The sequence below is a fragment of the Neobacillus vireti genome (assembly GCF_001026695.1).
Classification (GTDB): Bacteria; Bacillota; Bacilli; order Bacillales; family Cytobacillaceae; genus Neobacillus; species Neobacillus vireti.
Genome location: NZ_LDNB01000013.1, coordinates 191,910 through 207,166, shown reverse-complemented (window position 1 = coordinate 207,166; position 15,257 = coordinate 191,910). Strand labels below are relative to the sequence as shown.

The 15,257-nt window shown below is 42.1% G+C and carries 12 protein-coding genes; 10 read left to right on the top strand and 2 right to left on the bottom strand.

The genetic code is table 11. From position 1 onward, the window contains the following. Window positions 1-124 precede the first annotated feature (124 nt). The 7 genes from mnmE (at window position 125) to AA980_RS17295 (ending at window position 8,039) form a co-directional block, all read left to right on the top strand. Window positions 125-1,510, top strand: coding sequence for a tRNA uridine-5-carboxymethylaminomethyl(34) synthesis GTPase MnmE (mnmE, locus tag AA980_RS17325; protein ID WP_024031044.1), 1,386 nt, complete (start codon window positions 125-127; stop codon window positions 1,508-1,510). Window positions 1,511-1,790: 280 nt separating this feature from the next. Then, window positions 1,791-3,680, top strand: coding sequence for a tRNA uridine-5-carboxymethylaminomethyl(34) synthesis enzyme MnmG (mnmG, locus tag AA980_RS17320; protein ID WP_024030916.1), 1,890 nt, complete (start codon window positions 1,791-1,793; stop codon window positions 3,678-3,680). Window positions 3,681-3,692: 12 nt separating this feature from the next. Continuing rightward, window positions 3,693-4,409, top strand: a complete 717-nt coding sequence (gene rsmG / locus AA980_RS17315) for a 16S rRNA (guanine(527)-N(7))-methyltransferase RsmG (protein WP_024030915.1) — start codon at window positions 3,693-3,695, stop codon at window positions 4,407-4,409. A 99-nt stretch (window positions 4,410-4,508) separates the two neighbouring features. Beyond that, complete coding sequence (gene noc, locus AA980_RS17310; RefSeq protein WP_024030914.1) at window positions 4,509-5,372, top strand: nucleoid occlusion protein; 864 nt, start codon at window positions 4,509-4,511, stop codon at window positions 5,370-5,372. A gap of 269 nt (window positions 5,373-5,641) precedes the next feature. Then, window positions 5,642-6,403 (top strand): ParA family protein, encoded by a 762-nt coding sequence (locus AA980_RS17305; RefSeq protein WP_024030913.1) that lies wholly within the window; start codon window positions 5,642-5,644, stop codon window positions 6,401-6,403. Further along, entirely contained in the window at window positions 6,396-7,244 is an 849-nt protein-coding gene (locus AA980_RS17300) for a ParB/RepB/Spo0J family partition protein (protein WP_024030912.1), read from the top strand. Before AA980_RS17305 ends, AA980_RS17300 begins: the two co-directional genes overlap by 8 nt. Window positions 7,245-7,325: 81 nt before the next feature. Then, window positions 7,326-8,039: a DUF554 domain-containing protein gene (locus AA980_RS17295; RefSeq protein WP_024030911.1), complete on the top strand. Its 714-nt coding sequence runs from the start codon at window positions 7,326-7,328 to the stop codon at window positions 8,037-8,039. Between the two features lie 50 nt (window positions 8,040-8,089). On the opposite strand, the gene yyaC is transcribed toward AA980_RS17295, so the two are convergent. After that, on the bottom strand, window positions 8,090-8,704 hold the full coding sequence (yyaC, locus tag AA980_RS17290) for a spore protease YyaC (RefSeq protein WP_024030910.1): 615 nt from the start codon (window positions 8,702-8,704) through the stop codon (window positions 8,090-8,092). A 166-nt stretch (window positions 8,705-8,870) separates the two neighbouring features. Here yyaC and AA980_RS17285 point away from each other — a divergent pair, with 166 nt between their 5' ends. Genes AA980_RS17285 through AA980_RS17275 form a run of 3 tightly spaced genes read left to right on the top strand, consistent with a single transcriptional unit; the run spans window position 8,871 to window position 12,007 of the window. Next, on the top strand, window positions 8,871-9,731 hold the full coding sequence (locus AA980_RS17285) for a mechanosensitive ion channel family protein (RefSeq protein ID WP_407937467.1): 861 nt from the start codon (window positions 8,871-8,873) through the stop codon (window positions 9,729-9,731). A gap of 29 nt (window positions 9,732-9,760) precedes the next feature. Further along, window positions 9,761-9,961 (top strand): DUF951 domain-containing protein, encoded by a 201-nt coding sequence (locus AA980_RS17280; protein ID WP_024030908.1) that lies wholly within the window; start codon window positions 9,761-9,763, stop codon window positions 9,959-9,961. Between the two features lie 42 nt (window positions 9,962-10,003). Next, window positions 10,004-12,007: a molybdopterin-dependent oxidoreductase gene (locus tag AA980_RS17275; protein WP_024030907.1), complete on the top strand. Its 2,004-nt coding sequence runs from the start codon at window positions 10,004-10,006 to the stop codon at window positions 12,005-12,007. 72 nt (window positions 12,008-12,079) lie between these two features. Here the strand turns inward: AA980_RS17275 and AA980_RS26505 are convergent, their stop codons facing one another. Continuing rightward, a complete protein-coding gene (locus tag AA980_RS26505) occupies window positions 12,080-15,055 on the bottom strand; it encodes an SH3 domain-containing protein (RefSeq protein ID WP_082195756.1) in 2,976 nt (991 codons plus the stop codon). Window positions 15,056-15,257: the final 202 nt, after the last annotated feature.

Below are 15,257 nucleotides of genomic sequence, written 5' to 3'. Positions count from 1 at the left end.
CATCAGGTTGTGGATAATTTACGGTAGTAAAAATAAAAAGTCATGTGGTATTCTAGTAATTTGGAGAAAAAGTTATTTATTATATATAGATGAATTTTTTTATTTGTGAGGTGAAGTGAGGAAAATGGAATTTGATACTATTGCAGCGATATCGACGCCGATGGGTGAGGGTGCCATTGCGATTGTCCGTTTGAGCGGCGATGAGGCAATCCCAATTGCAGACAAGCTATTTAAGAGTATAGGGGGAAAGAGGTTAGCTGAAGTGGCAACCCATACGATTCACTATGGCCATCTGGTTGATCCGAAAAGCGGCCAAGTGGTGGAAGAGGTAATGGTCTCTGTCATGAAAGGACCGAAGACGTTTACGAAAGAGGACGTAGTTGAAATAAATTGCCATGGTGGACTTGTTTCCGTGAATCGGGTATTACAGCATGTATTAACGAATGGTGCGAGACTTGCTGAACCCGGTGAATTTACGAAACGGGCTTTTTTAAATGGACGGATTGATTTATCGCAGGCAGAAGCGGTTATGGATTTAATCAGAGCGAAAACAGACCGGGCGATGAATGTGGCTCTCGGGCAGATGGACGGACGGTTATCGAAGCTGATTAGAAGGCTCCGCCAGGAAATCTTAGAAATCCTTGCTCATGTTGAGGTGAATATCGATTACCCGGAATACGATGATGTCGAGGAAATGACCCATAAAATGCTTAAAGAAAAGGCTCATTTTGTTCGTGAGGAAATAAATAAGTTGCTGCAAACATCACAGCAAGGGAAAATTTTACGAGAAGGTCTGTCTACTGCCATTGTCGGGCGCCCAAATGTCGGGAAATCGTCGTTATTAAATAGTCTTGTTCAGGAAAATAAAGCAATTGTTACTGATATTCCTGGAACAACGCGTGATGTGATTGAAGAGTATGTCAATGTCCGCGGCGTCCCGCTCAGACTATTGGACACGGCCGGTATCCGGGAAACGGAAGATATCGTCGAACGGATTGGTGTCGAGCGCTCCCGTCAAGTATTGAAAGAGGCCGACTTAATTTTGCTGGTCTTGAATTACTCTGACAAGCTTAGTGTTGAGGATGAGCATCTTTTTGAGGTCGTCAAAGGGATGGATGTCATCGTTATTGTTAATAAAACGGACCTGCCGCAGCAAATTGATATGGCCCGGGTTCATGAATTAGCAATGGAACATAAGGTTGTGACGACATCACTATTAGAAGATCGCGGTGTTGATGAACTGGAGGAAGCAATTGCTTCATTATTCTTTGCTGGTTCGATTGAAGCGGGAGATATGACCTACGTTTCCAACAGCCGTCATATTGCATTATTGCACCAAAGTCTCCACGCAATCGAAGAGGCGCTTGACGGAGTGGAAATGGGCACACCGATTGATATCATCCAAATAGATTTAACGAGAACATGGGAGCTGCTTGGCGAAATCATCGGCGACAGCGTCCATGAAAGTCTAATTGACCAGTTATTCGCACAGTTTTGTTTAGGGAAATAGAAAAGCGGAAGCGCCCTGTTCAGCGGCGTATGGCCTGGAGCGCTCCAACTGAGATAAAGGAAACACGAAGAGCCGGAGGCGATTCGATGTTGACTTATCGTAGGGCGGAGAGCGAAGGACATTAGCCGCTAGGGCGCTGAAGCTGGACAATTCTCAAAGTCCAAAATTTTATACTTTTTATCTTTGAAGAAAAGCGGAAGCGCCCGTTTGCGGCGCTGGAGCTGGACATTTTATTGTTTAACGCAATTTTTTCCGTTTGTACGGAAAAGGAGGAAATACTTTGCTATACGAAGCAGGAAATTATGACGTCATTGTCATTGGTGCCGGCCATGCTGGCTGTGAGGCGGGCCTTGCGGCGGCACGGCTTGGCGCAAAAACATTAATGATTACCATCAACTTAGATATGGTTGCCTTTATGCCATGTAACCCATCTGTCGGCGGTCCGGCAAAAGGGATTGTCGTTCGGGAAATCGACGCCCTTGGCGGCGAGATGGCAAAGAATATCGATAAAACATATATCCAAATGCGGATGCTGAACACTGGTAAAGGGCCGGCAGTCCGCGCCCTAAGAGCACAAGCTGATAAATTTGCCTACCAGCATGAAATGAAAAAGACTTTGGAAGAAGAGGCCAATTTAACCTTAATCCAGGGCATGGTCGAGCAATTAATCGTCGAGGACGGTGTTTCTAAAGGCGTCATTACGAAAACAGGTGCTGTTTACCGTTCAAAAACAGTTATTATTACGACAGGAACATTCTTACGCGGCGAAATTATCCTTGGCGAATTAAAATATTCGAGCGGTCCGAATAACCAGCAGCCATCGATAAAGCTGTCGGAGCATTTAGAGGAGCTTGGATTCGAATTAGTGCGGTTTAAAACAGGGACACCGCCACGGGTAAATAGCAACACGATTGATTACAGCAAGACGGAAATCCAGCCTGGTGATGAAGCGCCACGCGCCTTTTCCTATGAAACAACCAAATATATTACCGACCAGCTGCCATGCTGGCTGACCTATACAAATGACCGAACCCATCAATTAATTGACGCAAACCTTCATCGGTCACCGATGTTTTCCGGAATGATTAAAGGGACAGGACCAAGATATTGTCCGTCAATTGAAGATAAGGTTGTTCGGTTTAATGACAAGCCGCGCCATCAGATTTTTCTCGAACCTGAAGGACGGAATACAAAAGAAGTCTATGTACAAGGATTATCAACAAGCCTGCCGGAAGACGTGCAGCAGCAAATCATCAAAACGGTTCCTGGCCTCGAAAATGCCCAAATGATGAGAGCCGGCTATGCGATTGAATATGATGCGATTGTACCTACACAGCTATGGCCAACGCTGGAAACAAAGGTTGTCAAAAATTTATATACAGCAGGTCAAATTAATGGGACGTCCGGTTATGAAGAGGCTGCAGGTCAAGGGTTAATGGCCGGTATTAATGCCGGATTGAATGCACTCGGCCGCGAACAATTGGTGTTAAGCCGATCCGATGCCTATATTGGTGTGTTGATTGATGATTTAATTACAAAAGGAACAAGCGAACCTTATCGATTGTTAACATCAAGAGCGGAATATCGGCTTTTATTACGTCATGATAATGCCGATCTCCGATTAACAGAGACAGGGCATGAAATTGGCCTAATCCGTGAACAACGTTATCAATCATTTTTAGTGAAAAGGGCAGCGATTGAAGCAGAAAAGCAACGATTATCGTCGGTCATTTTAAAACCTTCTGCCGAAGTCCAAGAACTAATCCGCAGTATTGGCGGCAGTGAATTGAAGGATGGAATCCGTGCTTCTGATTTGTTAAAAAGACCGGAAATGTCCTATGAATTGCTGGAGACTCTTACGAAATCAGATTCTCCTTTGGATGATGAAGTCAAGGAACAAGTAGAAATCCAAATTAAGTATGAGGGCTATATTGAAAAATCATTGCAGCAGGTCGAGCGTTTAAAGAAAATGGAAGATAAGAAAATCCCTGAGAATATCGATTATGATGCAATTTCAGGAATCGCAACCGAGGCAAAACAAAAATTAAAACAAATCAAACCGCTATCACTAGCCCAAGCATCCCGGATTTCAGGAGTAAATCCAGCCGACATTTCGATTCTCCTTGTCTACCTGGAGCAAGGCCGCGTGGCCAGAATCTCAAATGAATAGGAAGATTTATTAATGAATATCGAACAATTTGAAGCGGGTTTAAAGGAAAAGGGGATTCTCCTTTCTGAAAAGCAGCTAGCCCAGTTTGAAAAGTACTATTCAACCTTGGTTGAATGGAATGAAAAAATGAATTTAACCGCAATTACGGAAAAAGCTGATGTGTATTTAAAGCATTTTTTTGATTCGATTACAGCATCGTTTTATTTTGATTTTACCAAGCCCTTTCATCTTTGCGATGTCGGGGCGGGTGCAGGATTTCCAAGTATCCCCTTGAAAATCATTTATCCTCAAATCGAAGTAACGATTGTTGATTCATTAAACAAGCGAATCTCGTTTTTAAATCATCTTGCTAACATATTGGATTTGGAAAACGTCCATTTTGTTCATGATCGGGCGGAAACCTTTGGGGTCAATCCAAACTACCGGGAAAGATTTGATGTCGTAACAGCAAGGGCTGTTGCAAGAATGTCCGTATTAAGTGAGCTCTGTTTACCGCTTGTAAAAGTAGGCGGCCATTTTATTGCCATGAAGGCAGCTCATGCCAAGGATGAATTAGAAGTGGGTCAAAAGGCGATAACTACTCTTGGCGGTAAGGTAGAAAAAGAGTTTACCTTTACGCTGCCATTGGAAGAGAGTGAACGCACAATCTTAATCATTAAAAAAGAAAAACAGACACCAAAGAAATACCCCCGGAAGCCAGGAACACCTGGTAAAATGCCAATTGAATAAAGCTTACAATTTTTAGACAAAAATGTTATCCTAGGGCAGGAAGAATTGGATTGCATAGAGAATAAGTAATAGGGAGTTTCGTAAAGGTGGTGTTGGGGGATGAAGAGTTCGTTTACACGCTTTTTTGGCCTCGGCGATAAGGGAGAACAAGAGGTTGAGCTTGAGAAAGAGCTGGATATCGAACGAAACGAGGAAATAAAAAAAATACCGATTGATCAGATTGTGCCCAATCGATTCCAGCCGCGGACGGTATTTGATGAAGAGAAAATTGAAGAGTTATCGAGAACGATTCATATACACGGTATCATTCAACCGATTGTGGTCAGGGAATTTGCAGTCGATAAATATGAAATTATCGCGGGGGAGCGCCGCTGGCGTGCGATGAAATTACTTGGCTGGGACGAAGCGCCAGCCATTATAAAAAATTTAACCGATACCGAAACGGCATCTGTGGCGCTTATCGAGAATTTACAACGGGAAGAGCTTTCCCCAATTGAAGAAGCCCACGCATACGGGAAGCTGCTGGAGCTTCACAACTTGACACAGGAAGCATTAGCACAGCGCCTTGGTAAAGGGCAGTCGACTGTCGCCAACAAATTGCGGCTTCTTAAATTACCGGAGCCGGTTCAGGATGCCTTATTAAATAAAACCATTACTGAACGTCATGCTCGAGCATTGATTCCATTGAAAGATCCGGAAAAACAAGTGACTCTTTTAACTGAAGTGATGGAACGGAATTGGAATGTTAAGCAGACCGAAGAACGGGTTGCCAGGCTGCTTGAACAAAAGAATGAAAAACCAAAGCCGAAAAGAAAGGCTTTCAGTAAAGATATGAGAATTGCCGTCAATACCATTCGGCAATCATTAACGATGGTAACAGACAGCGGGATTAACCTGGATGCTGAGGAAGAAGAATTTGATGAATTTTACCAATTTACTATTCGGATTCCAAAGAAAAAATAGATAACTATATTCAGGGGAGCACACGACTTTTTGTCTGCTCCCCTGTTTTTGTGTGTTACAATCCCTAATTTTGGGGAAAATGGAATAATTGTTCCAGTCTGAAACACTATATTTATTTTGGAAAAAAAACAACAACCCTTTCATTTCATGATAAAATAGAGGAATGGAATTTTACATTCCTTGTTTTATGATAGAATTGGTGATATTAACGACACTTTTGATAGAATTTGAGAATAATATCTTTTGAGAATTAAAGGGTAGGTGACAACGTGGGCAAAATCCTTGCAATCGCGAATCAAAAAGGCGGAGTCGGTAAAACAACTACCTCTGTCAACCTAGGCGCTTGCTTAGCCTATATTGGAAAACGGGTCTTACTGGTAGATACAGACCCACAGGGTAATGCAACCAGCGGTATCGGCATTGAAAAAGCAGAAGTAGAGCAGTGTATCTATGATGTTTTAGTAGACGATGTCGAAGCAAAAGCTGTTATTAAGCCAACATCTGTTGAAAATTTGTATGCAATTCCGGCTACTATTCAGTTAGCGGGTGCTGAAATTGAATTGGTTCCCACGATTTCAAGAGAGGTCAGGCTAAAACGGGCTCTTGGAGAAGTGAAAGATCAATTTGATTATATTATTATTGATTGTCCGCCATCATTAGGCTTATTGACGATTAATGCGTTAACGGCATCGGATGCGGTGTTAATCCCTGTTCAATGTGAATATTATGCACTTGAAGGCTTAAGTCAGTTATTAAACACGGTCAGACTGGTACAAAAACACTTAAATCAAGACTTGAAAATTGAAGGCGTTTTATTAACAATGCTTGATGCGCGGACAAATCTTGGCATCCAAGTCATTGAAGAAGTAAAAAAGTACTTTCAAGATAAAGTCTATAAAACCATTATTCCAAGAAATGTGCGTCTAAGTGAAGCTCCAAGCCATGGGGAACCAATCATTACCTATGATTCAAAATCCCGCGGTGCTGAAGTGTATTTAGATTTAGCAAAGGAAGTGGTCGCGAATGGCTAAAGGTTTAGGAAAGGGCCTAAATGCTTTTTTCAATGATGTCAGTAAGGAAGAAACTGTCCAAGAGATCAAACTTAAGGATCTGCGTCCCAACCCCTACCAGCCTCGCAAAACCTTTCAACAAGAGTCAATTGATGAATTAAAGGATTCAATTATAGAACATGGAATCTTACAGCCTCTCGTTGTGAGAAAAAGTATAAAAGGCTACGAAATTGTTGTGGGAGAACGGCGTTTTCGAGCGGCAAAGGAAGCGAAGCTCCAAACGGTTCCAGCAGTAGTCCGCGAGCTTTCTGAACAGAAAATGATGGAATTAGCTGTCCTCGAAAACCTGCAAAGGGAAGATTTAAACCCGATTGAAGAGGGACTTGCCTATCAAACATTAATGGAAAAACTGCAGCTGACACAGGAAGAGGTAGCAAAGCGGTTAGGGAAAAGCCGGCCGCATATAGCCAATCACATTCGGCTCCTGTCCCTTCCTGCAAAAATTCAGGAACTGATTTCAGCTGGGAAAATATCCATGGGCCATGGCCGCGCATTATTAGGACTCAGGCAAAAGGCGAATGTGCCAGTTTTAGTAGAGAAGGTTGTTAACGAAGGGCTGAATGTCCGTCAATTAGAAAAATTAATTCAGCATTTAAATGAAAATGTTTCACGTGAAACAAAAAAGCCGGAAAAGAAAAAGGATGTTTTCATTAAAGAAAGGGAACATTTTCTTCGTGAGCGCTTTGGGACAACTGTAAATATTAAACAAAACAAAAATAAGGGGAAAATTGAAATTGAATTTTTCTCTCAAGAGGATCTGGAACGCATTCTAGAAATGCTCAATCAAGAGGAGACTTTATAAACCATCGCACGACGATGGTTTATTTTACTTCTATTGATCCTAGGTTAATATTAATACTATTTCGAAAGGCGAAAAAACACCATGTTTTTACTAGGAACACTTGTAAATGGACTATTAATTATTATTGGATCTTTGATCGGGAAGCTGCTAAACCGCATCCCTGAAGGAATGAAAGTGACGGTCATGTATGCGATTGGACTGTCTGTGATGGTCTTAGGCTTACAGATGGGATTTAAGAGTGAAAATTTCATCATTGTCATCATCAGCCTCGTAGCCGGAGCGGTTATCGGGGAGCTATTAAGATTAGAAGATCGATTAAATGATTTGGGTCAGTGGCTGGAGCGGAAGATTGGTTCAAATGGAAAAGGCAGCATATCAGAAGGGTTTGTGAACGCTACATTAATTTTTGTGATTGGAGCAATGGCGATTCTTGGTGCCCTTGACAGCGGGATTCGCGGTGATCATGATGTTTTGTACATGAAATCCTTTATTGACGGATTTACAGCGTTGATTTTAACGACTACGCTTGGCATCGGCGTGATTTTTTCTGCGATTCCTGTCGTTCTCTATGAAGGGTTAATTGCTTTATTTGCTACTCAGATTGACCGATTTGTTCCTCAGGCATTAATGGACCAATTTATTGTTGAAATGACGGCTGCGGGCGGAATTATGATTTTTGCCATTGGTTTAAACCTTACGGGAATGGTAAAGATAAAGGTTGCCAACCTGCTTCCAGGTATCTTCGTAACGGGAGTAATTGTAACGGGTGTTTATATTGTCAATCTATTTTTCTGATAAACGGAAATAAAAAGAGCGTAAGGTGTCTTAACACTGTGCGCTCTTTTTTAATTCGTCTTCTCTTCATCTAACCATTTTAAGTCGTTCCAGGATAGTTTTGGGTAAAGCAGGCTTGCTTCGTAAATTCCGTTGGCAATTGTTTTGGCCATTTTCATCACAAGATTTAAGCGTGTGTTTTGCAAAACGAAAAACTCCATAAACCCGCTGACATTGACGATGCCAGTGATATGTATATCTCCTACAGCAGGCAGGTCTTTGTTAACGCCTGCTCCCGGCTTCACGGGGCCATTTCCGACCTGGATGTTCCCAACATTTTTTATTCGCCCTAAGCAGGCATCGATTCCGACAATATAAGGATGAACGTGTCTTGTATTGATTTCCGCGATTTTTTCAGCCAGATTCACAGCGTGGATTGGTTTATCCAATGTTCCGTAAACATAAAATGATTTCAGCTCTTTCTCCTCTAAAAGAGTCCCGACAAGTGGTCCTAATGAATCCCCTGTGGAGCGGTCCGTTCCAATACAAACAAATACAATTGGCCGGCTTGTCACTTTAGGAATTGTGGATAGCAGTTCAGCCGCCAGGTTTTCAGCAGCTTGCACATCATCATGAAAAATTTGTTTCCCCGCCCTCCGCTCAAAAAAGCCTGTTTTCAAATTCATGTAAAGTCCTCTCCCACTGTTAATAAGTCTTACTAGTATACGGAAAATCCGGTAAATCTATACATAAGGATTGGAAGAAAAAGAAAAAATCAGAATGCTATCTAGAACAGAAAAAAATTGTTAAAATAGATGTTAATTTAATTGGCTGTTTAGAGGATGGTGGAAAATAAATATGACTGAAAAGGAAATTCAAGAACAAGTCACTAAATTTCAAGATCAAAGTACATGGCTCTCTCTCGGTGAAGGGCTTCTAAAAATTATAGCGATTATCGTCATTGCAAATATCTTAATTAGACTTGGAAAAGTTGCCATTCACAACATGTTTAAAATTAGAAATATCTCGCCGCTCAGCACTTCGGTAAGGCGGGGAGAGACGCTTTCTAAGCTTCTCGATAACATTATTTCATATGTAGTTTATTTTATTGCGTTTATGATGATTCTTTCAGTATTAGGGATTGATGTAAAGGCGCTTATTGCTGGTGCCGGGGTTGTTGGTTTAGCGGTCGGATTTGGTGCCCAAAGCCTTGTGAAAGATGTGATTTCCGGTTTCTTTATTATTTTTGAAGATCAATTTTCAGTCGGTGACCAAATTCGTGTAGGATTATTAGAAGGAACAGTCGAAACAATTGGACTCCGAACAACAAAAATAAAAAGCGGGACAGGTGAGGTTCATATTTTACCGAACGGAAGCATTACCCAAGTAACCAATTTTTCATTAAATAATACCGTGGCAACGATTGATATTGCGATTTCCTATGGAGAAGACATTGATAAGGCGGAAAATGTGATTGGTGAAGCACTACAAAACATGACATTGAAATATGAAGAGTTAACGAAGACGCCTGAGCTGTTAGGGATTCAAACGATAGACCCTGCCGAGATTGTTTTCCGAATTGTAGTTGAAACATTGCCAATGAAGCAATCCGGTGTAACCCGGGGGATTCGGAAGGATATCAAGCTATTATTGGACGAGAATGGCATTAAAGCGCCAGATCCAAGACTTTATATGTACAAAAGTGGTTCCTAGTAATCTAAATAGAAACGGTGGTGGAAAGTATGGAAGAAAAAGAATTTGCCTTAAATGATATTGTAGAAATGAAGAAGCAGCACCCTTGCGGAACAAATCGCTGGAAAATTATCCGTTTAGGAATGGATATTCGGATTAAATGTGAAGGCTGCGCTCATAGCGTCTTGATCCCAAGAAGAGAGTTTTCGCGCAAGATGAAAAAGATCCTCGTCAAGCATGAGGGTGAATAACAAGTAGAAATAGAACGATTGTGTTTAGAGGGGGAAACGATTTTGGCTGAGGTACGAAAGGCGGCCTGTCCGTTGAATTGCTGGGATAGCTGCGGCTTTCAGGTAACAGTAGAAAATAATCGAGTGATGAAAGTGGACGGTGATCCCTCCCATCCAATTACCAAAGGGAAAATCTGCGGCCGGGGCCGGATGCTTGAAACTAGAACCAACTCGCCTGCGCGGGTGCTGCATCCCTTAAAAAAGGTAAACGGGAATTTTGTGCAAATTTCCTGGGAGCAGGCGCTTGATGAAATAGCTGCTAAATTAACGGATATTAAAGAAAAATATCGGACCACTGCTGTCCTCCACAGTCATGATTATGCCAATAACGGCATCTTGAAAAATCTAGACCAGCGCTTTTTTAATTGCTATGGCGGTGTAACTGAGCTGTACGGCTCGCTTTGCTGGGGGGCTGGGATTGAAGCGCAGAAATGGGATTTTGGCAATGCGTGGAGCCATGAACCTGATGATATTTTCAATAGTAAGAATATCATCATTTGGGGAAGAAATGTGGCCCGGACTAATATGCATTTTTACGAAAAGCTTTTGGATGCTAAGAAGCAAGGTGCCAAGCTTTATGTCATTGATCCGCTTTATAACGCGACTGCGAAAATTGCTGATGAATATATAACGGTTAAACCTGGGATGGACGGATTATTGGCAGCTGGAATTATCAAGGAAATGTTAAGGTTAGGCTTAGAGGACCGTGTTTTTATTGAGCAATTTACTCACGGCTTTGCTGATGTAGTGCGGCTGGTTAAGAGCATTTCTTTAGAAAAAATTAGTGAAATGACGGAAGTTGCTTGTGAAGTCATGACAAGATTAGCCCAAGTGTTTGCGGATAAGCCTACGGCAACCTATATGGGTTTAGGACTGCAGCGCTATCAAAACGGTGGTAATACAATCCGCTTAATTGATGCCCTGGCTGCCATCAGTGGGAATATTGGCATTGCCGGCGGCGGGGCTAATTATGCAAATCTCCAGGTTGGGCAAAGCTTTGCCTTTGAGGAATTAACACTTCCGGAACGCCGGCAAAACCATAGGCAATTCTCCATCATGAAGCAAGCGGAAGAAGTGCTTGCCGCGTATGCCCCAGCAATAAAGATGATTATCGTGACCTGCGGCAATCCATTGACACAGGTGCCTGACACCCATTTGGTTGAACGGGCCTTTGCCTCTACTCCGACGCTTGTCGTGATTGACCAATTTATGACGGATACAGCTATGCTTGCCGATTATGTGCTGCCGACGACAACTGCCTTTGAAGAAGAAGATCTCTACTATTCATCGATGTATCATCACTATGTGAATTACGGTCCGAAACTTGTTTCAGCCCCTGGTGAGGCACAGCCGGATTTATGGATTTGGACCGAGCTGGCAAAGCGGCTTGGCTTTGGCGACGATTTTAATTTTTCAAGAGACGAATGGTTTCAGATGGCACTTAAACCGTTAGCGGAAAAGGGGTTGACGCTTGAAAAATTAAAGTCGCAGCATACAATGGAACTTCCGGTTGAAAAAATCCCATGGCATGACCATAAATTCCAAACTCCGTCAGGTAAGTATGAATTTACAGCACAGCAAAAAGGTGGTCAGGGCCGATTAACATTGGCGGTCCCGAATGAATCGAAGTGGGCAAACCCTGAGCTTGCGAATGAATATCCGTATCAGCTGCTCACGATTCATCCGATGCGCTCCAATCACTCGCAGAACTATCACCTGTTTGCTTCAAAGCCTAAATTGAAAGTGGAGATTGCTGCTAATATTGCCGAAGAGCGGGGATTGCAAAATGGTGATTTTGTCAAGGTCTGGAATGACCGCGGCGAAGTAAAGGGATTCATTTCTATTTTAGCGGGTGCGCATCCAAACACAATTAATATCGATGAAGGTATTTGGAGGGAGTTTGGCGGTTCCGTTAATAAACTGACATCAAGCAGAGAATCAGATAATGGCTTTGGGAGCACGTTGTATGATTGTCTTGTAAATTTGGATAAGGATATCCGTCAGTAAGGAAAAATAAGCAAAAAAGAATGTAAAAAGGCTGTCCATTGGACAGCCTTTTTACATTCTACGGTCTGCAAGTTACTTAAATTGTGGGATTTCAAGCACTAGTTTATAAGAGTCTAATAAACTATATATATTGTTGATTTGGTTTACTTGCTTCGCAGCCCAAGCTATATCTGTGGCATATTGATGGGACGCATAGCCGTTTTTCGTTACTGAGCCTGGGTTCCATCTCATTTTATAGAGTGTGTCTTGACCTGCATTTATGTACCCATTTTCAATAAATTGTGCTCCGCCAATAATCGCTGCTTCAGGTGTAAACCAACCGGCATTATAGGCAAATTGGGCACCGCTGTTAAGAGCAGAGTGATCATAAGCACCAATTCCATACATATTGTAAACGGTCTTTCCATTAATTTGTACACCTTTTGCAAGCTGTGATGTACCATTGCCTGTCTCTAGTAATGCATGGGAGATTAAATAAATTTCATTAATCCCAGATGTGTCTCCAGCGGTAATAAAGGCGGATGCTAAACCTTGTAGAATACCTTTTCCCGAGAGAATTCTTTCATTTACCTCCCCTGCATCAATATTTGCTGAAGCGGATAGCTTAAGGAATTGCAGGGAATCAACAGTATTACTAAGAAAATTGTTAGGGTCTACAAAGTGGGCAACATCTTCAGGACTAGCATTGACCCATGCCTTATTATACTTAATTTCATACCAAGTGTTTCCAGCTGCGTCTTTAACAGTCGAAAGAATTTGCAGGGAATCTTGGTTATTCACTTGCCCGACGACCCAATAATCCGTGCCGGCGCCGCCTCTAACATTCAACCCCGTCCCATTTACGTTTCCGCTAGTAGGAGTAGTAACAGTAACGGCATCGGTGCTAATGTAGGTTTTGTACTTTTTATCTGTTTGCGGGTTCACAGCCATTTGTTTTTTTGTTAGGTCATTTAAGCTAATATCGTAGCTTTTGTATACTTTTTCAATGGTGCCTTTTGTTGTATTCGGATTAAATGGTGCTGTTTTCGATAAGTATTGGGAACTGACATAGCCGGTTTGTCCATTGGCGGTTACCCTTGACCAGCCATTTTCTTCTGAATGAACAGTGACAATAGTCCCTCTCGCAAGTTTTGTGATGATTGCTGCACTAGTAGAGGCGGCCGTGCGCAAATTTAAGCTGGAACCATAAATTACATCTATATATTTTGTAACTGTCTCTACATTAGCTGAACCTGATTTATTATCTGGTGCGTTTTCCTCACCAGCAGCCGGTTTTGTTTCAGATAGATATTCCGAGCTCACATAGCCGGTTTTCCCATATGCTTCTATTTTCGACCAGCCATTTTCCTCAGAGTAAACAGTGACCTCCACCCCACGGGCTAATTTGACGAGGATGGATGCATTTGTTGAAACACTATTGTACATACTTAAAGTGGAGCCCAAGCTCACATTGACAAACATCGTTTTGCTTGTTTGCTGTTCCTCTTTTGGAGGAGCAGGGTTTGATTTAGACGCGGAAAGGAATTCCGAGCTCACATATCCTTCTACTCCGTTTACTTGTATCTTTGCCCAGCCGTTTGACTCTGACTGTACCTTTACTTCCGTTCCACTTGACAGCTTTGTGAGAATGGCTGAACTGGTTGAAGCACTTTTTCTAACATTCAGGCTCGAGCCCTTGTTTACATTCACATATTTTGTTGTTATTTGCTGAGCGGGAGGAACGGTACCAGAACCAGTATTATTATTAGAGGCTGGAATAGTAGCCACTAAAAAAGCAGAACTGACATAACCGGTTTTTCCATAGGCCTCAATCTTAGCCCAGCCCCCAGTTTCTGAATAAACCTTAACCGCGGTGCCTTTTGCAAGGCCAACGATTATAGAGGAACTATTGGAAGCGCCATTTCGCATATTTAATGATCCGCTAGCAACATTTACATATTTAGTCACCACTGCTGCTGGTGGGGAAGTCGCTGAACCATTTGGGTTTTGTGCGGATAAAAAGCTTGTACTGACATACCCATCTTTACCATTGGCGGATACCTTGGCCCAGCCGTTTGCTTCCGAATAAACGGTTACCGCTGTTCCTTTTGAAAGACTAGTGACGATAGAGCCGCTTGTAGAGGCAGTTGATCGTAAATTTAATGACCCGCTTGTAACATTTACATATTTGGTAATTGCTGCAACTGCGGGATAACTGGGCTTAACTGTTGGATTTGCGGATGATAAAAAGCTTGTACTGACATACCCATCTTTACCATTGGCGGATACCTTGGCCCAGCCGTTTGCTTCCGAATAAACGGTTACCGCTGTTCCTTTTGAAAGACTAGTGACGATAGAGCCACTTGTAGAGGCAGTTGATCGCAAATTTAACGACCCGCTTGTAACATTTACATACTTGGTTATTGCCGCAGCAGCGGGAGAACTAGGCTTCACTGTTGGATTTGCGGATGATAGGAAGCTTGTGCTGACATACCCATCTTTACCATTGGCGGATACCTTGGCCCAGCCGTTTGCTTCCGAATAAACGGTTACCGCTGTTCCTTTTGAAAGACTAGTGACGATAGAGCCGCTTGTAGAGGCAGTTGATCGTAAATTTAATGACCCGCTTGTAACATTTACATATTTGGTAATTGCTGCAACTGCGGGATAACTGGGCTTAACTGTTGGATTTGCGGATGATAAAAAGCTTGTACTGACATACCCATCTTTACCATTGGCGGATACCTTGGCCCAGCCGTTTGCTTCCGAATAAACGGTTACCGCTGTTCCTTTTGAAAGACTAGTGACGATAGAGCCACTTGTAGAGGCAGTTGACCGTAAATTTAATGACCCGCTTGTAACATTTACATATTTGGTTGTGAATGATAATTGACTATTTACAGTTATTTTAGCTGAAGTGGATCCGGCCGCATGAACCACTTCTTCAAATGCTGCAGTAGATAAAACAGCAAAACAAAAACCAGGAATAATTGCCTTTTTGATAACATTTCTAGATTTCTGTGGTCCTTTTGTTTTTATACTCTCTTGTGATAACGGTATCTTGTTCATTAATCCCCCTCCAAAGTCTATTAAACTTTAAATATGTATTCATTTCCCTATGATACTAGAAAAATATTATAATAAATTTTACCATATTTACTAAATTAATGTGAGGAATTTGTAGAAAGATGCCGAAATGAACCTAGTTGTACTAGTTCTTGTCTTTTTTCAGACGTATGTCTATAATTGTGGAGGACTTGTCTAATGAAAA

What these genes read in the sequence shown, in the direction of transcription:
- rsmG (WP_024030915.1), top strand. Translation starts at nt 3,693, where the DNA reads ATGAATATCGAACAATTTGAAGCGGGTTTAAAGGAAAAGGGGATTCTC.
- AA980_RS26505 (WP_082195756.1), bottom strand. Translation starts at nt 15,055, where the DNA reads ATGAACAAGATACCGTTATCACAAGAGAGTATAAAAACAAAAGGACCA.
- AA980_RS17300 (WP_024030912.1), top strand. Translation starts at nt 6,396, where the DNA reads ATGGCTAAAGGTTTAGGAAAGGGCCTAAATGCTTTTTTCAATGATGTC.
- noc (WP_024030914.1), top strand. Translation starts at nt 4,509, where the DNA reads ATGAAGAGTTCGTTTACACGCTTTTTTGGCCTCGGCGATAAGGGAGAA.
- AA980_RS17295 (WP_024030911.1), top strand. Translation starts at nt 7,326, where the DNA reads ATGTTTTTACTAGGAACACTTGTAAATGGACTATTAATTATTATTGGA.
- AA980_RS17280 (WP_024030908.1), top strand. Translation starts at nt 9,761, where the DNA reads ATGGAAGAAAAAGAATTTGCCTTAAATGATATTGTAGAAATGAAGAAG.
- yyaC (WP_024030910.1), bottom strand. Translation starts at nt 8,704, where the DNA reads ATGAATTTGAAAACAGGCTTTTTTGAGCGGAGGGCGGGGAAACAAATT.
- mnmE (WP_024031044.1), top strand. Translation starts at nt 125, where the DNA reads ATGGAATTTGATACTATTGCAGCGATATCGACGCCGATGGGTGAGGGT.